Annotated in this window: 17 protein-coding genes; 1 reads left to right on the forward strand and 16 read right to left on the reverse strand. The window is 71.9% G+C overall.

What is annotated here, in order from left to right:
• Positions 1 to 131: 131 nt before the first annotated feature.
• From pyrF to pyrR, 8 genes are all read right to left on the reverse strand, one after another.
• Positions 132 to 968 carry an orotidine-5'-phosphate decarboxylase gene (gene pyrF / locus AB0C73_RS21055; protein ID WP_362532185.1) on the reverse strand — a complete coding sequence of 279 codons (837 nt, stop codon included), beginning with the start codon at positions 966 to 968 and terminating at the stop codon, positions 132 to 134.
• Entirely contained in the window at positions 965 to 2074 is a 1110-nt protein-coding gene (locus tag AB0C73_RS21060) for a quinone-dependent dihydroorotate dehydrogenase (protein WP_362532188.1), read from the reverse strand. The genes pyrF and AB0C73_RS21060 overlap by 4 nt, the downstream gene beginning before the upstream one ends.
• Before the next feature lie 55 nt (positions 2075 to 2129).
• Positions 2130 to 5438, reverse strand: a complete 3309-nt coding sequence (gene carB / locus AB0C73_RS21065; protein ID WP_362532190.1) for a carbamoyl-phosphate synthase large subunit — start codon at positions 5436 to 5438, stop codon at positions 2130 to 2132.
• Positions 5431 to 6573 carry a glutamine-hydrolyzing carbamoyl-phosphate synthase small subunit gene (gene carA / locus AB0C73_RS21070; RefSeq protein WP_362532193.1) on the reverse strand — a complete coding sequence of 381 codons (1143 nt, stop codon included), beginning with the start codon at positions 6571 to 6573 and terminating at the stop codon, positions 5431 to 5433. The genes carB and carA overlap by 8 nt, the downstream gene beginning before the upstream one ends.
• Positions 6570 to 7178: a hypothetical protein gene (locus tag AB0C73_RS21075; protein ID WP_362532196.1), complete on the reverse strand. Its 609-nt coding sequence runs from the start codon at positions 7176 to 7178 to the stop codon at positions 6570 to 6572. The genes carA and AB0C73_RS21075 overlap by 4 nt, the downstream gene beginning before the upstream one ends.
• Positions 7175 to 8461 carry a dihydroorotase gene (locus AB0C73_RS21080; protein ID WP_362532199.1) on the reverse strand — a complete coding sequence of 429 codons (1287 nt, stop codon included), beginning with the start codon at positions 8459 to 8461 and terminating at the stop codon, positions 7175 to 7177. The genes AB0C73_RS21075 and AB0C73_RS21080 overlap by 4 nt, the downstream gene beginning before the upstream one ends.
• Positions 8462 to 8463: 2 nt before the next feature.
• Positions 8464 to 9456, reverse strand: coding sequence for an aspartate carbamoyltransferase catalytic subunit (locus AB0C73_RS21085; protein ID WP_362532201.1), 993 nt, complete (start codon positions 9454 to 9456; stop codon positions 8464 to 8466).
• 86 nt (positions 9457 to 9542) lie between these two features.
• Positions 9543 to 10109 carry a bifunctional pyr operon transcriptional regulator/uracil phosphoribosyltransferase PyrR gene (gene pyrR / locus AB0C73_RS21090; protein ID WP_362532204.1) on the reverse strand — a complete coding sequence of 189 codons (567 nt, stop codon included), beginning with the start codon at positions 10107 to 10109 and terminating at the stop codon, positions 9543 to 9545.
• Between the two features lie 247 nt (positions 10110 to 10356).
• On the opposite strand from pyrR, the gene bldD reads away from it, so the two are divergent.
• Positions 10357 to 10860 (forward strand): transcriptional regulator BldD, encoded by a 504-nt coding sequence (bldD, locus tag AB0C73_RS21095; RefSeq protein ID WP_362532207.1) that lies wholly within the window; start codon positions 10357 to 10359, stop codon positions 10858 to 10860.
• A 172-nt stretch (positions 10861 to 11032) separates the two neighbouring features.
• On the opposite strand, the gene nusB is transcribed toward bldD, so the two are convergent.
• The 8 genes from nusB to aroC all read right to left on the reverse strand — a co-directional run bounded on the left by nusB (position 11033) and on the right by aroC (position 17498).
• Positions 11033 to 11473: a transcription antitermination factor NusB gene (nusB, locus tag AB0C73_RS21100; protein ID WP_362532209.1), complete on the reverse strand. Its 441-nt coding sequence runs from the start codon at positions 11471 to 11473 to the stop codon at positions 11033 to 11035.
• Positions 11474 to 11475: 2 nt separating this feature from the next.
• The gene (efp, locus tag AB0C73_RS21105) at positions 11476 to 12042 is read right to left on the reverse strand and encodes an elongation factor P (RefSeq protein WP_362532212.1); all 567 of its coding nucleotides are present in this window, start codon (positions 12040 to 12042) and stop codon (positions 11476 to 11478) included.
• Positions 12043 to 12091: 49 nt separating this feature from the next.
• Positions 12092 to 13198: an aminopeptidase P family protein gene (locus tag AB0C73_RS21110; protein WP_362532214.1), complete on the reverse strand. Its 1107-nt coding sequence runs from the start codon at positions 13196 to 13198 to the stop codon at positions 12092 to 12094.
• A gap of 90 nt (positions 13199 to 13288) precedes the next feature.
• Positions 13289 to 14107, reverse strand: coding sequence for an AAA family ATPase (locus AB0C73_RS21115; protein ID WP_362532217.1), 819 nt, complete (start codon positions 14105 to 14107; stop codon positions 13289 to 13291).
• Positions 14108 to 14255: 148 nt separating this feature from the next.
• On the reverse strand, positions 14256 to 14711 hold the full coding sequence (gene aroQ / locus AB0C73_RS21120) for a type II 3-dehydroquinate dehydratase (RefSeq protein WP_362532219.1): 456 nt from the start codon (positions 14709 to 14711) through the stop codon (positions 14256 to 14258).
• Positions 14708 to 15802, reverse strand: a complete 1095-nt coding sequence (aroB, locus tag AB0C73_RS21125; RefSeq protein WP_362532222.1) for a 3-dehydroquinate synthase — start codon at positions 15800 to 15802, stop codon at positions 14708 to 14710. The genes aroQ and aroB overlap by 4 nt, the downstream gene beginning before the upstream one ends.
• Positions 15799 to 16317 (reverse strand): shikimate kinase, encoded by a 519-nt coding sequence (locus AB0C73_RS21130; RefSeq protein WP_362532225.1) that lies wholly within the window; start codon positions 16315 to 16317, stop codon positions 15799 to 15801. The genes aroB and AB0C73_RS21130 overlap by 4 nt, the downstream gene beginning before the upstream one ends.
• On the reverse strand, positions 16314 to 17498 hold the full coding sequence (gene aroC, locus AB0C73_RS21135; protein WP_362532227.1) for a chorismate synthase: 1185 nt from the start codon (positions 17496 to 17498) through the stop codon (positions 16314 to 16316). Before aroC ends, AB0C73_RS21130 begins: the two co-directional genes overlap by 4 nt.
• Positions 17499 to 17529: the final 31 nt, after the last annotated feature.

Genomic DNA, 17529 nt, shown 5'->3' on the forward strand with positions numbered 1-17529 from the left:
CGACCGACCAGGACTTTTCCGGCATAACGACTCCGTTTTGGGCCAAGTTTTGTCAAGGAGTGAGACGACGACAACACGCCGCCCGACCTGCGGATTGACAAGAACCGGCCGAAAAGGGCCACCGGGGTGCCTCAGGCGCCCACGGCCTCCCTGATCTCGTTCGCGTAACGTTCCGCGGCCGAACGCAGCGCACCGGCGTCCGGGCCCGCCTTCAGGACCCCGCGGCTGACGTTCGGCACCACGTTGCGGACCGCGGCGCCGAAGACCTTCGGCAGGTCGGCCGGGGTCGCGCCCTGGGCGCCGATGCCGGGGGCGAGCAGCGGACCGTTGATGTCCAGGTCGAAGGAGGACAGATCGCCGAGGGTGGCGCCGACCACCGCGCCGAAGGAACCCATCGGGGTCTCCCCCGCGTTCTCCTCGGCCAGGTGCGCCAGCATCGTCGCGCCGATGGTCCGCCCGTCCTCGCGGACGGCCCGCTGGACCTCCGCGCCCTCCGGGTTGGAGGTCAACGCGAGCACGAAGAGCCCGGCGCCGGACTCGCGGGCCAGGTCGACGGCCGGCTTCAGGGAGCCGTAACCGAGGTACGGGGAGACGGTCAGCGCGTCGGAGAAGAGCGGGGAGTCCTTGCGCAGGAAGGCCTCCGCGTAGGCGCCCATGGTGGAGCCGATGTCGCCGCGCTTGGCGTCCATCACGACCAGGCCGCCGGCCGCGCGCAGATCGGCCGTGGCCCGCTCCAGGACCGCGACACCGCGCGAGCCGAAGCGCTCGAAGAAGGCGGCCTGCGGCTTGAAGACCGCGACCGTGCCGGCCAGGGCCTCCACCACGGTGTACGTGAAGCGCTCCAGGCCCTGGATGTCGTCGGCGAGGCCCCAGGAGTCGAGCAGCGAGGCGTGCGGGTCGATGCCGACGCACAGCGGTCCGCGCTCGTCCATGGCGGAGCGCAGGCGGGTCCCGAAGGAAGGAGTCACTTGGCGGCCTTTCGGTGGTCGGCGCCGACGGCCTCGGCGAGGGTGGCGTACGGGGAGGCCGCGAGGCGCGCGGCCAGGCCCTTGTGGATCGCGCGGGCGTAGAACGGGCCCTCGTAGATGAAGGCGCTGTAGCCCTGCACCAGGGTCGCGCCGGCGAGGATCCGCTGCCAGGCGTCCTCGGCGTTCTCGATGCCGCCGACGCCCACGAGGACGATGCGGTCGCCCACGCGCGCGTACAGCCGGCGCAGCACCTCCAGGGAGCGCTGCTTGACCGGTGCGCCGGACAGTCCGCCGGTCTCCTTGATCAGCGCCGGGTCGGACCTCAGGCCCAGGCCCTCGCGGGCGATGGTGGTGTTGGTGGCGATGATGCCGTCGAGGCCGAGTTCCAGGGCCAGGTCGGCGACCGCGTCCACGTCCTCGTCGGCGAGGTCGGGGGCGATCTTCACCAGGAGCGGGACCCGGCGGCCGGTCACGGAGCGGTCGGCGGCCTCGCGGACGGCGCTGAGCAGCGGGCGCAGCGACTCGGTGGCCTGGAGGTTGCGCAGGCCGGGGGTGTTCGGCGAGGAGACGTTGACGACCAGGTAGTCGGCGTGCCGGGCGAGCCGCTCGGTGGACTTCACGTAGTCGGCGGCGGCCTCGGCCTCGGGGACGACCTTGGTCTTGCCGATGTTGACGCCGACGACGGTCCTGAAAACCGGGTTGCGGGCGGCGAGGCGGGCGGCGACGGCGGCCGAGCCCTCGTTGTTGAAGCCCATGCGGTTGATCAGGGCGCGGTCCGGGACCAGCCGGAAGAGGCGCTTCTTGGGGTTGCCGGGCTGGGCCTCGCCGGTGACGGTGCCGATCTCGACATGGTCGAAGCCGAGCATCGACATGCCGTCGATGGCGACGGCGTTCTTGTCGAAGCCGGCGGCCAGGCCGAAGGGGCCGTGCATCCGCAGGCCGAGGGCCTCGGTGCGCAGCTCCTCGTACCGGGGGGCGAGGACGGCCGCGACGAAGGTGCGCAGGACCGGGACGCGGGCGGCGAGCCGGATCCAGCGGAAGGCCAGGTGGTGGGCCTCCTCGGGATCCATCCGCTTGAAGACCAGGGTGAAGAAGAACTTGTACATGAAGGTGTCCTCAGCAAGAGGGGGACACCGTTCCCGGTGTCCCCCTTGTGGGCTGCTAGTCGCGGGCCGCGGTCAGATGCGCCGCGTGATCCTGGAGCGAGCGGACGCCCACGTCGCCGTGGTTGAGTGCGTCGATGCCCTGGACGGCCGCCGCGAGCGCCTGGACCGTGGTGAGGCACGGGACGCCGCGGGACACCGCCGCCGTACGGATCTCGTAGCCGTCGAGGCGGCCGCCGGTGCCGTACGGGGTGTTGACGATCAGGTCGATCTGGCCGTCGTGGATGAGCTGGACGACGGTCTTCTCGCCGCCCGGGCCCTCGCCCTCGGACAGCTTGCGCACGACGGTGGCGTTGATGCCGTTGCGCTTGAGGACCTCCGCGGTGCCGGAGGTGGCGAGCAGTTCGAAGCCGTGGGCGACCAGCTCACGGGCCGGGAAGATCATCGAGCGCTTGTCGCGGTTGGCGACGGAGATGAACGCGCGGCCCTTGGTGGGCAGCGGGCCGTAGGCGCCGGCCTGCGACTTGGCGTACGCCGTGCCGAAGACCGAGTCGATGCCCATGACCTCGCCGGTGGAGCGCATCTCCGGGCCGAGGACGGTGTCCACGCCGCGGCCGTGGATGTCGCGGAAGCGCGACCACGGCATGACGGCCTCCTTGACGGAGATCGGCGCGTCGAGCGGCAGGGTGCCGCCGTCGCCGATCTTCGGCAGCAGGCCCTCGGCGCGCAGCTCGGCGATGGAGGCGCCGAGCGAGATGCGGGCGGCGGCCTTCGCGAGCGGCACCGCGGTCGCCTTCGAGGTGAAGGGGACGGTGCGGGAGGCGCGCGGGTTGGCCTCCAGGACGTACAGGATGTCGCCGGCCATCGCGAACTGGATGTTGATCAGGCCGCGCACGCCGACGCCCTTGGCGATGGCCTCGGTGGAGGCGCGCAGCCGCTTGATGTCGAAGCCGCCGAGGGTGATCGGGGGCAGGGCGCAGGCCGAGTCGCCGGAGTGGATGCCGGCCTCCTCGATGTGCTCCATGACGCCGCCGAGGTAGAGCTCGTGGCCGTCGTAGAGCGCGTCGACGTCGATCTCGATGGCGTCGTCGAGGAAGCGGTCGACCAGGACCGGCCGGGTGGGGCTGATCTCGGTGGACTCGGCGATGTACGACTCCAGGCGCGCCTCGTCGTACACGATCTCCATGCCGCGGCCGCCGAGCACGTACGACGGGCGGACGAGGACGGGGTAGCCGATCTCGTCGGCGATGGCCTTGGCGCCGGCGAAGGTGGTCGCGGTGCCGTGCTTGGGGGCGGGCAGGCCGGCCTCGGCGAGGACCTGGCCGAAGGCGCCGCGGTCCTCGGCGGCGTGGATGGCCTCCGGCGAGGTGCCGACGACCGGCACGCCGTTGTCCTTGAGCGCCTGGGCGAGGCCGAGCGGGGTCTGGCCGCCGAGCTGGACGACGACACCGGCGACCGGGCCGGCCAGCGACTCGGCGTGCACGATCTCCAGGACGTCCTCCAGGGTGAGCGGCTCGAAGTAGAGCCGGTCGGAGGTGTCGTAGTCCGTGGAGACGGTCTCCGGGTTGCAGTTGACCATCACGGTCTCGTAGCCCGCGTCGCTGAGCGCGAAGGAGGCGTGGACGCAGGAGTAGTCGAACTCGATGCCCTGGCCGATGCGGTTCGGGCCGGAGCCCAGGATGATCACCGCGGGCTTGGTGCGGGACGCGACCTCGGTCTCCTCGTCGTACGAGGAGTAGAAGTACGGGGTGTTCGCGGCGAACTCGGCGGCGCAGGTGTCGACCGTCTTGTAGACCGGGCGGACGCCGAGGGCGTGCCGGACCTCGCGGACGACGTCCTCGCGCAGCCCGCGGATCTCGGCGATCTGGGCGTCGGAGAAGCCGTGGCGCTTGGCCTCGGCGAGCAGCTCGGGGTCGAGCTTCGCGGCGGCGGCCAGGTCGTCGGCGATCTCCTTGATCAGGAAGAGCTGGTCGACGAACCACGGGTCGATCTTGGTGGCCTGGAAGACCTCCTCGGGCGTGGCGCCGGCCCGGATGGCCTCCATGACCGTGTTGATCCGGCCGTCGGTCGGGCGGGCCGCCGTGCGCAGCAGCTCGTCCTTGTCGCCCGGCTCGCCGGTGAAGGCGAACTGCGAGCCCTTCTTCTCCAGGGAGCGCAGGGCCTTCTGCAGGGCCTCGGTGAAGTTGCGGCCGATGGCCATGGCCTCGCCGACCGACTTCATGGTGGTGGTCAGCGTGGAGTCGGCCTGCGGGAACTTCTCGAAGGCGAAGCGCGGGGCCTTGACGACGACGTAGTCGAGGGTCGGCTCGAAGGAGGCCGGGGTCTTCTCGGTGATGTCGTTCGGGATCTCGTCAAGCGTGTAGCCGACGGCGAGCCGGGCGGCGATCTTGGCGATCGGGAAGCCGGTGGCCTTGGAGGCGAGCGCGGAGGAGCGGGAGACGCGCGGGTTCATCTCGATGACGATGATGCGGCCGTCGTCGGGGTTGACCGCGAACTGGATGTTGCAGCCGCCGGTGTCGACGCCGACCTCGCGGATGATCGCGATGCCGATGTCACGCAGGACCTGGTACTCGCGGTCGGTCAGCGTCATCGCCGGGGCGACGGTGATCGAGTCGCCGGTGTGCACGCCCATGGGGTCGAAGTTCTCGATGGAGCAGACGACCACGACGTTGTCGTGCTTGTCGCGCATGAGCTCCAGCTCGTACTCCTTCCAGCCGAGGATGGACTCCTCCAGGAGCACCTCGGTGGTCGGGGAGAGCGTGAGGCCCTGGCCGGCGATGCGGCGCAGCTCGTCCTCGTCGTGCGCGAAGCCGGAGCCGGCGCCGCCCATGGTGAAGGAGGGGCGGACGACGACGGGGTAGCCGCCGAGCGTCTCGACGCCCTTGAGGACGTCGTCCATCGAGTGGCAGATGACCGAGCGGGCGGACTCGCCCTGCCCGATCTTGGTGTTGACGGCCTCGACGACGCCCTTGAAGAGGTCGCGGTCCTCGCCCTTGTGGATCGCCTCCACGTTGGCGCCGATGAGCTCGACGCCGTACTTCTCCAGGACGCCCTGCTCGTGCATGGAGATGGCCGTGTTGAGGGCCGTCTGGCCGCCCAGCGTCGGCAGGAGGGCGTCGGGGCGCTCCTTGGCGATGATCTTCTCGACGAACTCGGGGGTGATCGGCTCGACGTAGGTGGCGTCGGCGATCTCCGGGTCGGTCATGATCGTGGCCGGGTTGGAGTTGACCAGGATGACCCGGAGGCCCTCGGACTTCAGCACCCGGCAGGCCTGGGTGCCGGAGTAGTCGAACTCGGCGGCCTGCCCGATGACGATCGGGCCGGAGCCGATGACCAGAACGGACTGGATGTCGGTGCGCTTAGGCACGCTCGGCCTCCATCAGCGAAACGAAGCGGTCGAAGAGGTACGCGGCGTCGTGCGGACCCGCGGCCGCCTCCGGGTGGTACTGGACGGAGAACGCGGGCTGGTCGAGCAGCTGGAGGCCCTCCACGACGTTGTCGTTCAGGCACACGTGGGAGACCTCGGCGCGCCCGAAGGGCGTGTCGGAGATCTTGTCGAGGGGCGCGTCGACGGCGAAGCCGTGGTTGTGCGCGGTGACCTCGACCTTGCCGGTGGTGCGGTCCTGGACGGGCTGGTTGATGCCCCGGTGGCCGTACTTCAGCTTGTACGTGCCGAAGCCGAGCGCGCGGCCGAGGATCTGGTTGCCGAAGCAGATGCCGAAGAGCGGGGTCCTGCGGCGCAGCACTTCCTGCATGACGGCGACGGGGCCGTCGGCGGTGGCCGGGTCGCCCGGGCCGTTGGAGAAGAACACACCGTCGGGCCGGACGGCGTAGACGTCCTCGGCGGTGGCGGTGGCGGGCAGCACGTGGACCTCGATGCCGCGCTCGGCCATCCGGTGCGGGGTCATGCCCTTGATGCCGAGGTCGACGGCGGCGACGGTGAACTTCTTCGTACCGATCGCCGGGACGACGTAGGTCTCCTTGGTGGCGACCTCGGCGGAGAGGTCAGAGCCCTGCATCTCGGGCTGCTGGCGCACCTCGGCGAGCAGGGTGCCGTCGTCGGGCAGGGCGCTGCCGGAGAAGATGCCGACGCGCATGGCGCCGCGCTCGCGCAGGTGGCGGGTGAGCGCGCGGGTGTCGATGCCCTGGATGCCGACGACGCCCTGGTGGCGCAGCTCCTCGTCGAGGGAGCGCTTCGCGCGCCAGTTGGAGGGGACGCGGGCGGGGTCGCGGACCACGTAGCCGGAGACCCAGATGCGGGCGGACTCGGGGTCCTCGTCGTTGACGCCGGTGTTGCCGACGTGCGGGGCGGTCATCACGACGACCTGGCGGTGGTACGACGGGTCGGTGAGGGTCTCCTGGTAGCCGGTCATGCCGGTGGAGAACACGGCCTCGCCGAAGGTCTCCCCCACGGCCCCGTAGGCGCGGCCGCGGAAGATGCGGCCGTCCTCCAGGACGAGTACGGCGGGAACCCTGGCAGCTCCCCTTGTGGAGGTCGTCATCGTGCGGTGCCTTCCGTCGTGCGTGCGTGGTGCGTGTGCGCGTGGTGCGTGGTGCTCATGGAGTTGATCGCCTCGACCCAGGCGGCGTGCTCCGCGGCCCGGTCGGCGCGGAAGCCGGAGTCGAGCAGCGTGTCGCCGTGCTCCCAGGTCACGACGAGCAGGCCGCCCTCGGTGAGGACCTTGCCGGCGATGCCCTTGTCGAGGCGGGCCTCGCGCAGGGCGGCGGCGGGGATCAGGAAGTCGTGCGCCCCGGGGCGTACGACGGTGATCCCGGCGTCGGTGAGGGTGAGCTCGGCGCGGCTTCGGGTGCCCAGGCCGTGGGCGACGATCCGGTCGAGCCACTGTCCGGCGGTGGTGGAGCCGTGGTAGCGGCCGCTCAGCTCCAGCGTGGTCTCACCGGGGGTCTCCGGCACCTCGGGGAGGGGCGGGAGGCCGGACTGGAGGCTGCCGCGCCACTTCCATCCCTGGCGCATCAGCCAGTAGACGAGGGTGATGAAGAGCAGGAGTCCGGCGACCCAGCCGAGCCGGCCGGCCCAGTCGGTGACCTCGGCGGACTTCTGTTCGGCCGCGGCGGCGGCTTCGGCCAGTTGGATGAGTGGTGTCACGCCAGCTTCCCGTCGACGAGCGTTGCCCGGCCCCGCAGGAACGTGTGGGTGACGCGTCCCGGAAGCTCGCGGCCCTCGTAGGGGGTGTTACGGCTGCGGGAGGCGAAGTCGGCGGGGTCCACGACACCACGGTATGCCGGATCCACCAGGGTCAGGTTCGCGGGCTCACCAGCCGAGACGGGGCGTCCGTGGCCGTCGGCCCGTCCGATCCGCGCGGGCTTCACGGACATCCGGTCGGCGACGCCGGCCCAGTCGAGCAGGCCGGTCTCGACCATCGTCTGCTGGACCACGGACAGCGCGGTCTCCAGGCCGACCATGCCCATGGCGGCGGCGGCCCACTCGCAGTCCTTGTCCTCGTGCGGGTGCGGGGCGTGGTCGGTGGCGACGATGTCGATGGTGCCGTCGGCGAGGGCCTCGCGCAGCGCCATGACGTCACGCTCGGTGCGCAACGGCGGGTTGACCTTGTAGACCGGGTTGTACGAGCGGACCAGCTCGTCCGTGAGGAGGAGGTGGTGCGGGGTGACCTCGGCGGTGACGTCGATGCCGCGGGACTTGGCCCAGCGGACGATCTCGACGGAGCCGGCGGTGGAGAGGTGGCAGATGTGCACGCGGGAGCCGACGTGCTCGGCGAGGAGGACGTCGCGGGCGATGATCGACTCCTCGGCGACGGCGGGCCAGCCGCCGAGGCCGAGCTCGGCGGAGACGACGCCCTCGTTCATCTGGGCGCCCTCGGTGAGGCGGGGCTCCTGGGCGTGCTGGGCGACGACGCCGCCGAAGGCCTTCACGTACTCCAGGGCGCGGCGCATGATCACGGCGTCGTCGACGCACTTGCCGTCGTCGGAGAAGACGGTGACGCCGGCGGCGGAGTCGTGCATGGCGCCGAGCTCGGCGAGCTTCCTGCCCTCCAGGCCGACGGTGACGGCGCCGATGGGCTGCACGTCGCAGTAGCCGGCCTCCTTGCCGAGGCGGTAGACCTGCTCGACGACACCGGCGGTGTCGGCGACGGGGTGGGTGTTGGCCATGGCGAAGACGGCGGTGTAGCCGCCGGAGGCGGCGGCGCGGGTGCCGGTGAGGACGGTCTCGGAGTCCTCGCGGCCGGGCTCGCGCAGATGGGTGTGCAGGTCGACCAGGCCGGGCAGCAGGATCTGCCCCTCGGCCTCGATCACCTGGGCGCCCTCGGCCGACAGGCCCGTACCGACCGCCGCGATGGTCTCGCCGTCGATGAGGACGTCCTGCGCCTCGCCGCCGAGCACCTTCGCACCGCGGATCAGGATCTTGCTCATGCTTACTTGCTCTCCTCGGTGCGGGTGGTGCTGGGGGCGGGGGCGGCGGCGGGCTCGGAGCCGCCGAGCAGCAGGTAGAGGACGGCCATCCGGATGGACACGCCGTTGGCGACCTGCTCGACGACCGTGCAGCGGTCGGAGTCGGCGACCTCGGCGGTGATCTCCATGCCGCGGACCATCGGGCCGGGGTGCATGACGATGGCGTGCTCCGGCATCTTCGCCATCCGGTCGCCGTCGAGCCCGTAGCGGCGCGAGTACTCGCGCTCGGTCGGGAAGAAGGCGGCGTTCATCCGCTCGCGCTGCACACGCAGCATCATCACCGCGTCGGACTTCGGCAGCACGCTGTCGAGGTCGTACGACACCTCGCAGGGCCAGGTCTCGACGCCGACCGGGACCAGGGTGGGCGGGGCCACCAGGGTGACCTCGGCGCCGAGGGTGTGCAGCAGGTCGACGTTGGAGCGGGCGACCCGGCTGTGCAGCACGTCGCCGACGAGGGTGATGCGCCTGCCCGCCAGGTCCTTGCCGAGTCCGGCGTCCCGGCCGACCAGGCGGCGGCGCATGGTGAAGGCGTCGAGCAGGGCCTGGGTGGGGTGCTGGTGGGTACCGTCGCCGGCGTTGATGACGGGGGCGTCGATCCAGCCGGAGGTGGCCAGGCGGTACGGGGCGCCGGAGGCGCTGTGCCGGATGACGACGGCGTCGACGCCCATCGCCTCCAGGGTCTGCGCGGTGTCCTTCAAGGATTCGCCCTTGGAGACGCTGGAGCCCTTGGCGGCGAAGTTGATGACGTCCGCGGACAGGCGCTTCTCGGCCGCCTCGAAGGAGATCCGGGTGCGGGTGGAGTCCTCGAAGAACAGGTTGCAGATGGTCCGGCCGCGCAGGGTCGGCAGCTTCTTGATGGGCCGGTCGGCCACCCGGGCCATCTCCTCGGCGGTGTCGAGGATCAGGACGGCGTCGTCGCGGGTGAGGTCGGCGGCCGAGATGAGGTGACGCATCATCGGGGTTTCGCTCCGTGGTGGGGAGGGTGAGGGCATGCGGGGGCGCAGGGGGGTGCCCCGGCTCCCGCGGGGGGCCGGTGAAGGTGTCAGGAGGCGGGCTGGCTGCCGAGCAGCACGGTGTCGCGACCGTCCTCCTCGGCGAGCAGGACCTTGACCGTCTCCCGCAGCGACGTGGGGAGGTTCTTGCCGACGTAGTCGGCGCGGATGGGCAGCTCGCGGTGGCCGCGGTCGACGAGGACGGCGAGCTGGACGGCGCGCGGCCGGCCGATGTCGCCGAGGGCGTCGAGGGCGGCGCGGATGGTGCGGCCCGAGAAGAGGACGTCGTCGACGAGGACGACGAGGCGCCCGTCGATGCCGTCACCGGGGATCTCGGTGCGGCCGATGGCGCGGGCGGGCTTCAGCCGCAGGTCGTCCCGGTACATGGTGATGTCCAGGGAACCGACCGGGATCTTGCCGCCGGTGATGGAGTCGAGCTTCTCGGCCAGCCGGCGGGCGAGGTACACGCCGCGGGTGGGGATGCCGAGGAGGACCACGTCGTCGGCGCCCTTGGCGCGCTCGACGATCTCGTGGGCGATACGGGTCAGGACCCGTGCGATGTCGGGGGCCTCCAGAACGGGCCGCGCCGTCTCGCCGTACTGCTGCTGTGCGTCCATATGAAAACGGACCTCCTTCTCCGCCTCACGGGACGGACCTTAAAGGACGTCGGATTTGCGCCACCCACCTTACCAGGGGGGTGCGGGCGTCCCGCTCGCCCCCGGGCCGCCACTCCGCGCGCCGTCCCCCGGGAGGAGGCGGTATGGACCATTCGGCTTGACGGGAGAGTGTCACGCTGCGTAACCTCACAGTGAGTTACCAGCCGCGCGGCGCAGCCGCAACGTCGTCTCAGCGTCCGGGAGCGTTATGTCCAGCGAATACGCAAAGCAGCTCGGGGCCAAACTCCGTGCGATCCGCACCCAGCAGGGCCTTTCCCTCCACGGGGTGGAGGAGAAGTCCCAGGGCCGCTGGAAGGCGGTCGTGGTCGGTTCGTACGAGCGTGGTGACCGCGCCGTGACGGTGCAGCGCCTGGCCGAGCTGGCGGACTTCTACGGCGTGCCGGTGCAGGAACTGCTGCCGGGCACGACCCCTGGCGGTGCCGCCGAGCCGCCGCCGAAGCTGGTCCTGGACCTGGAGCGCCTGGCCCACGTCCCCGCGGAGAAGGCCGGCCCGCTCCAGCGCTACGCGGCGACGATCCAGTCGCAGCGCGGCGACTACAACGGCAAGGTGCTGTCGATCCGCCAGGACGACCTGCGCACCCTCGCCGTCATCTACGACCAGTCCCCCTCGGTCCTCACCGAGCAGCTGATCAGCTGGGGCGTGCTCGACGCGGACGCGCGCCGCGCGGTCGCCCACGAGGACGCCAACTGACCTGCCAGGTCACCGCAGAAACGTGCCGCCGGGGCCCCGGGAGTCACCTCGACTCCCGGGGCCCCGGCGTTTCCGCGTACCGGTTCGGCGGTACGACGAAGGGGCCCGCAGCACCCGAGGTGCTGCGGGCCCCTTTCGACTGCCAGGGGGGCGTGCGGGACCAGGCCGTGGCCTAGGCGTCCGCGCCGTCCCGGCGCAGGCGCGGCTTCAGGTCCTTGAAGCGCGCGAGCAGACCGTTGACGAAGGTCGGCGACTCGTCCGTGGAGAACTCCTTGGCGAGGTTCACGGCCTCGTCGATCGCCACGGCGTCCGGGGTGCCGTCCTCCCAGATCAGCTCGTACGCGGCGAGGCGCACGATGTTCCGGTCGGTGACCGGCATCCGGTCGAGGTCCCAGTCCACCGCGTAGGTCGCGATGAGCTCGTCGATCCGGGCCACGTGCTTCGCGTAGCCCTCGACGAGCTGCATGGTGAAGTCGTTCACCGGCGGCTGGCGGTTGTCGGACCGGTGCAGCCGGACCTGGTCCGCGAGGACCTCCTGCACCGAGGCACCTCGCTGGTCGGCCTCGAACAGAATCTGGAAGGCCCGCCTGCGGGCCTTGCTCCGGGCGGCCACGGTTAGTCGTTCACCCGGCCGAGGTAGGCGCTGGTGCGGGTGTCGACCTTGACCTTCTCACCGGTGGTGACGAAGAGCGGGACCTGGATCTCGTGGCCGGTCTCCAGCGTGGCGGGCTTGGTGCCGCCGGTGGAGCGGTCGCCCTGGACGCCCGGGTCGGTGTGCTGGATCTCCAGCACGACGGCGGCCGGGAGCTCCACGTAGAGCACCTCGCCCTCGTGGCGCGCGACGGAGGCCGTGAAGCCCTCGATGAGGAAGTTGGCGGCGTCGCCGACGGCCTTCCTGTCGACGGGCAGCTGGTCGTAGGTCTCCATGTCCATGAAGACGAAGTACTCGCCGTCCATGTAGGAGAACTGCATGTCACGGCGGTCGATGGTGGCGGTGTCGACCTTCACACCCGCGTTGAAGGTCTTGTCGACGACCTTGCCGGACAGCACGTTCTTGAGCTTGGTGCGCACGAAGGCCGGGCCCTTGCCGGGCTTGACGTGCTGGAACTCGACGACGGACCAGAGCTGGCCGCCTTCGAGCTTGAGCACCATGCCGTTCTTGAGGTCGTTCGTGGAAGCCACGGTTGCGGAATCTCCTGGTACTGACGTGGACCAAGAGGAACGGCGCGGGCTAGAGCGCGAGCAGTTCCTTGGTCGTGATGGTGAGTAGCTCGGGTCCGCCGTCCGCCTCCTGGCGTACGACGAGCGTGTCATCGATCCGGACCCCGCCCCGGCCCGGGAGGTGGACCCCCGGTTCGACGGTGACCGGCACGCAAGCGTCCAGTTTACCCATGGCCGCGGGTGCGAGCTGCGGGTCCTCGTCGATTTCCAGGCCCACACCGTGCCCGGTGAGGGCGGTGGTGGTATCGCCGTGGCCGGCCCCGGCGAGGATCTGCCGGGCCGCCCGGTCGACGTCGCGGTACTCGGCGCCGGGGACGAGTGCCTCGCGGCCGGCCCGCTGAGCGGCGAAGACGAGGTCGTACAGCTCGATCTGCCAGTCGGCCGGGGTGGTCCCGATGACGAAGGTGCGGCCGATCTCGCAGCGGTAGCCGCGGTAGGTGGCGCCGAGGCAGACGGTGAGGAAGTCGCCCTCCTCGACCCGCCGGTCGGTGGGCCGGTGCGCGGCCCGGCCGGAGTGCGGCCCGGTGGCGACGGAGGTCGCGAAGGCCGGCCCGTCGGCGCCGTGGTCGACAAGGCGCCGCTCCAGTTCCAGGGCCAGGTGCCGCTCGGTGCGGCCGACCAGGATCGACTCCAGGAGCTCGCCGAGCGCCTGGTCGGCGATCTCGGCGGCGATCCGCAGACAGCCGATCTCGTCCTCGTCCTTGACGATCCGCAGCTGCTCGACGGCGCAGGACAGGTCGGCGAGCCGCAGCCCGTGCGCGGCGGCGCCCATGGCGCGGTGCCTTGCCACGGTCAGATGGTGCTCCTCGACGGAGAGGGCGTCGGCCCCGGCCTTGCGGGCGAAGCCGGCGGCCGCGACCGCCGGGTCCCCGCCGTCGCCGGGCACGACGAGGCGGCGCAGCTGGTCGTCGAGGTGCCCGTCGGCCGGATCGTCGCCCGGCGCGGTGGGGCAGAGCAGCACGTCCTCGTCGGGCCCGAGCAGCAGCACGGCCCCGGCGGGCGAACCGCCCGTGAGATAGCGGACATTGGCGGGGCGGGAGACCAGGGCCGCCGGGCTGCCCGCGGCCGCGCACCGGTCGCGCAGCCGGATCCGGCGGTCCGCATACACCTCTGACATGCTCCGAGCCTACGAGCGCCCGGGCACCCCGGCCTGTTGTGGACGCCCGACCGGGCACGGTGAGCCGGGCGGGACTTTCCGGACAGGCCCCTAAGCCGGCGGCTGGCCGGAGATCGCGCGGGCGAGGACGTCGTCCAGGACCCGGGCGGTGGTCTCCACGTCGTACGTCGAGTTGTCGATGATCGGAAGCCCGGAGCCGTACCAGCCGGCCATCCGGCCGTGGATCGCGGCGACCTCCTCGTCGGCGAGGCGCCGGTTGCCGCTGCGCTCGGCGTTGCGCTCCAGGACGATGTCCAGGCCGGGCAGCAGCACGACCGGGAGCAGCCCGGGGCCGACATGGCGCTTCCAGCCGCCGAGGCCGACGACCGGCCAGTCCGGGAAGACGGCGTCGTCGAGGATGCAGGAGATGCCGTTGGCGAGGAAGTTGCGGGCGGCGAAGCCGCAGGTGCGGCGGGCGAGCCGGTACTGCGCCTCGGAGTTCTCGTTCCAGCCCGACTGGGGGTCGGCGAAGCCGGACACGACCCATTCGCGGACGTCGTCGAGGCTGATGTGGGCGGTCGGCACGGGCCGGCGGCCGGCCCAGTGGCGGGCGACGGTCGTCTTGCCCGCACCCGCCGGGCCGATGAGCAGCACGGCTATGGTCGCGCCGCCGGTGCCGGTGACCGGGGGCGGCACGGTGATGTGCCCGGTGGCCTGCCCGGCGGGGGCCCCGCCCCATCCGGGCGGCGGGCCCTGCGGGGCCGGCGGCGGCGGATAGGGCTGGTGGTGCCCGGGCACCGGCGGGGGCGGCACGGGCGGGTGCCCGCCCTGGAGCGGCGCGCCGGGGGCGTGGATGTGCGGGCCCTGTGCCCAGCCGGTGCGGCCCGCGGGTTCCTGCGGTGGCAGCGGAGCCCCCATTCCGTGCTGCATCCGGTGCCCCACTCCGTTCCCTGCCGGCCCTGTTTCCGTCGTTGCCGGAACGTTACCGCCCCCGCCTTCCCCAGGGGAAACGGCCCGGCGGAATCGGCCGGGGGTGCGAGCCCTCACCCGTGGGGGTGAGGGCAAGACACTCCCTGGCTCAGGCGTCCAGTTCCTCTGCCAGCGCGCGCAGTGCCAGGCGGTAGGAGCCGATGCCGAAGCCGGCGATGGTGCCGGTGGCCACGGCGGCGACCACCGAGGTGTGGCGGAACTCCTCGCGGGTGTACGGGTTGGAGATGTGCACCTCGATCAGCGGCGCCGTGCGCTGGGCGGCCGCGTCGCGCATCCCGTACGAGTAGTGGGTGAACGCGCCGGGGTTGAGGACGACCGGGAGGGAGCCGTCGGCGGCCTCGTGCAGCCAGCGGATCATCTCCCCCTCGTCGTTGGTCTCGCGCACCTCGACGTCGAAGCCCAGCTGCTCGCCGAGCGTGCGGCAGGACTCCACCAGGCCCTTGTAGGACGTGGCGCCGTAGATGTCGGGCTCGCGGGAGCCGAGCCGGCCGAGGTTCGGGCCGTTCAGGACGAGGACGCGCCTGACGCGGCGCGGCTCGCTCACGCGGACACCTCGCCGTACGCCGCGATGAGCACCGCCGGGTCGGGGCCCTCGAGGACCGCGGGCTTGGCGAGGCCGTCGAGGACGATGAAGCGCAGCAGGTCGCCGCGGGACTTCTTGTCGACCTTCATGGTCTCCAGGAGCTTCGCCCACTGGTCGCCGCGGTAGGTGAGCGGCAGGCCGACGGACTCCAGGACGGCGCGGTGCCGGTCGGCGGTGGCGTCGTCGAGACGGCCGGCCAGCCGGCCGAGCTCGGCGGCGAAGACCATGCCGACGGAGACGGCGGCACCGTGGCGCCACTTGTAGCGCTCGTTCTTCTCGATCGCGTGCGCCAGGGTGTGTCCGTAGTTGAGGATCTCGCGGCGGCCGGCCTCCTTGAGGTCGCCGGAGACGACCTCGGCCTTGACCTTGATCGAGCGCACGAGCAGCTCGGCGGTGTGCGGGCCCGCCGGGGTGCGGGCGGCCTCGGGGTCGGCCTCGATCAGGTCGAGGATGACCGGGTCGGCGATGAAGCCGGCCTTGATGATCTCGGCGAGCCCGGAGACGTAGTCGTGCACCGGCAGCGATTCGAGCGCGGCCAGGTCGCACAGCACACCGGCCGGCGGGTGGAAGGCGCCGACGAGGTTCTTGCCCTCGGCGGTGTTGATGCCGGTCTTGCCACCGACGGCCGCGTCGACCATGCCGAGCACAGTGGTGGGCACCGCGATCCAGCGCACACCGCGCAGCCAGGTCGCGGCGACGAAGCCGGCCAGGTCGGTGGTGGCGCCGCCGCCGACGCCCACGATGACGTCGCTGCGGGTGAAGCCGGTCTGCCCGAGCGCCTTCCAGCAGTAGGCGGCGACCTCGGCGGTCTTCGCCTCCTCGGCGTTGGGCACCTGGATGGCGACGGCCTCGTAGCCCTGGTCGGCGAGGTCGGCGCGCAGCGCCTCGCCCGTCTCGGCGAGCGCCTCCGGGTGGATCACGGCCACGCGCTTGACCTGCGGGCCGATCAGCCCACCGAGCTCACCGAGCAGCTGCCGGCCGACCAGCACCTCGTACGGATCGGTGCCCGCGGAGCCGCCGACCTGGATACGGGTCACTTCCTGGTCCGTCATACGTCCTTCAACTCCAGTGCGTCGAGGATCGCGTCGGCGACCTCTTCGGGCGTGCGCTCGTCGGTGGCGACCACGACGCTCGCGACTTCTTCGTACAGATGGCGGCGCGCGTCCATCAGTTCGCGCCACTGCCGACGCGGGTTGACGGTGAGCAGCGGCCGGGCGGCGCCGAGGCCGACCCGGCGGACGGCGGCCTCGATGTCCATCGAGAGGTACGCGACGGGCAGCGGCGCGAGCAGCTCGCGGGTGCCGGCGTCGAGCACGGCGCCGCCGCCGAGCGCGAGGACGCCCTCGTGCTCGGCCAGGGCGGTGGCCACGGCCGCGCGCTCCAGGGCGCGGAAGTGCTCCTCGCCGTCCTCGACGAAGATGTCCGAGATCTCGCGTCCCTCGGCGGCGACGATGTCCGCGTCGGTGTCCCGGTACGCGGCGCCGAGCCGCTCGGCGAGCAGCGCGCCCACCGTGGACTTGCCGGAGCCCATCGGGCCGACGAGGACGACCAGCGGGCCGCCGGTCACCGGATCTGGAGGTGGTCGAGGTACGACTGCACGTTGCGGCGGGTCTCGGGGACCGAGTCGCCGCCGAACTTCTCCAGGACCGCGTCCGCGAGGACCAGCGCGACCATGGCCTCGGCGACGATGCCGGCGGCCGGCACGGCGCAGACGTCGGAGCGCTGGTGGTGCGCGGCCGCGGCCTCGCCGGTGGCGACGTCGATCGTGGCGAGCGCGCGCGGGACGGTCGCGATGGGCTTCATCGCGGCGCGCACGCGCAGCAGCTCACCGGTGGTCAGACCGCCCTCGGTGCCGCCGGCGCGGCCGGAGGTGCGCCTGATGCCGTCCTCGGTGCGCACGATCTCGTCGTGGGCCTTCGAGCCGGGCACGCGGGCGAGCTCGAAGCCGTCGCCGACCTCGACGCCCTTGATGGCCTGGATGCCCATGAGCGCGGCGGCGAGCCGCGCGTCGAGCCGCCGGTCCCAGTGCACATGCGAACCGAGGCCGACCGGCACGCCGTACGCGAGGACCTCGACGACACCACCGAGCGTGTCGCCGTCCTTGTGGGCCTGGTCGATCTCGGCGACCATCGCCTTCGACGCGTCGGCGTCGAGGCAGCGCACAGGGTCGGCGTCGAGCTTCTCGACGTCCGCCGGGGTCGGGTAGACGCCGTACGGGGCCTTCGCCGCGGCGAGCTCCACCACGTGGGAGACGATCTCGATGCCGGCCGCCTCCTTCAGGAAGGAGCGGGCGACGGCGCCGAGCGCGACGCGGGCGGCGGTCTCGCGGGCGCTGGCGCGCTCCAGGATCGGCCGGGCCTCGTCGAAGCCGTACTTCTGCATGCCGGCCAGGTCGGCGTGGCCGGGCCGCGGGCGGGTGAGCGGCGCGTTGCGGCCGGTCTCCTTGAGCTCGGCGGGGTCGACCGGGTCGGCCGACATGACCTTCTCCCACTTGGGCCACTCGGTGTTGCCGACCATGACGGCGATCGGCGAGCCCAGCGAGAGCCCGTGCCGGACACCACCCAGGAAGGTGACCTCGTCCTGCTCGAACTTCATGCGGGCACCGCGTCCATAGCCGAGGCGCCGCCGGGCGAGATGGTCGGCCACCAGCTCCGTGGTGACCGGAACACCGGCCGGAAGTCCCTCAAGGGTCGCGACCAGCGCGGGGCCGTGCGACTCCCCCGCCGTCAGCCAACGCAACCTGCTCAACGATGCTCCTCATGCTCGCGCCTGGGCACTG

Origin of the sequence: Streptomyces sp. NPDC048623, assembly GCF_040650755.1 — a bacterium.
Classification (GTDB): Bacteria; Actinomycetota; Actinomycetes; order Streptomycetales; family Streptomycetaceae; genus Streptomyces.

Excerpts from the sequence above, each read along its gene's own strand:
- aroB (WP_362532222.1), bottom strand. The coding sequence starts at position 15,802 with ATGACGGACCAGGAAGTGACCCGTATCCAGGTCGGCGGCTCCGCGGGC.
- AB0C73_RS21060 (WP_362532188.1), bottom strand. The coding sequence starts at position 2,074 with ATGTACAAGTTCTTCTTCACCCTGGTCTTCAAGCGGATGGATCCCGAG.
- AB0C73_RS21115 (WP_362532217.1), bottom strand. The coding sequence starts at position 14,107 with ATGCAGCACGGAATGGGGGCTCCGCTGCCACCGCAGGAACCCGCGGGC.
- pyrR (WP_362532204.1), bottom strand. The coding sequence starts at position 10,109 with ATGGACGCACAGCAGCAGTACGGCGAGACGGCGCGGCCCGTTCTGGAG.
- bldD (WP_362532207.1), top strand. The coding sequence starts at position 10,357 with ATGTCCAGCGAATACGCAAAGCAGCTCGGGGCCAAACTCCGTGCGATC.
- AB0C73_RS21085 (WP_362532201.1), bottom strand. The coding sequence starts at position 9,456 with ATGATGCGTCACCTCATCTCGGCCGCCGACCTCACCCGCGACGACGCC.
- carA (WP_362532193.1), bottom strand. The coding sequence starts at position 6,573 with ATGACGACCTCCACAAGGGGAGCTGCCAGGGTTCCCGCCGTACTCGTC.
- AB0C73_RS21080 (WP_362532199.1), bottom strand. The coding sequence starts at position 8,461 with ATGAGCAAGATCCTGATCCGCGGTGCGAAGGTGCTCGGCGGCGAGGCG.
- AB0C73_RS21110 (WP_362532214.1), bottom strand. The coding sequence starts at position 13,198 with ATGTCAGAGGTGTATGCGGACCGCCGGATCCGGCTGCGCGACCGGTGC.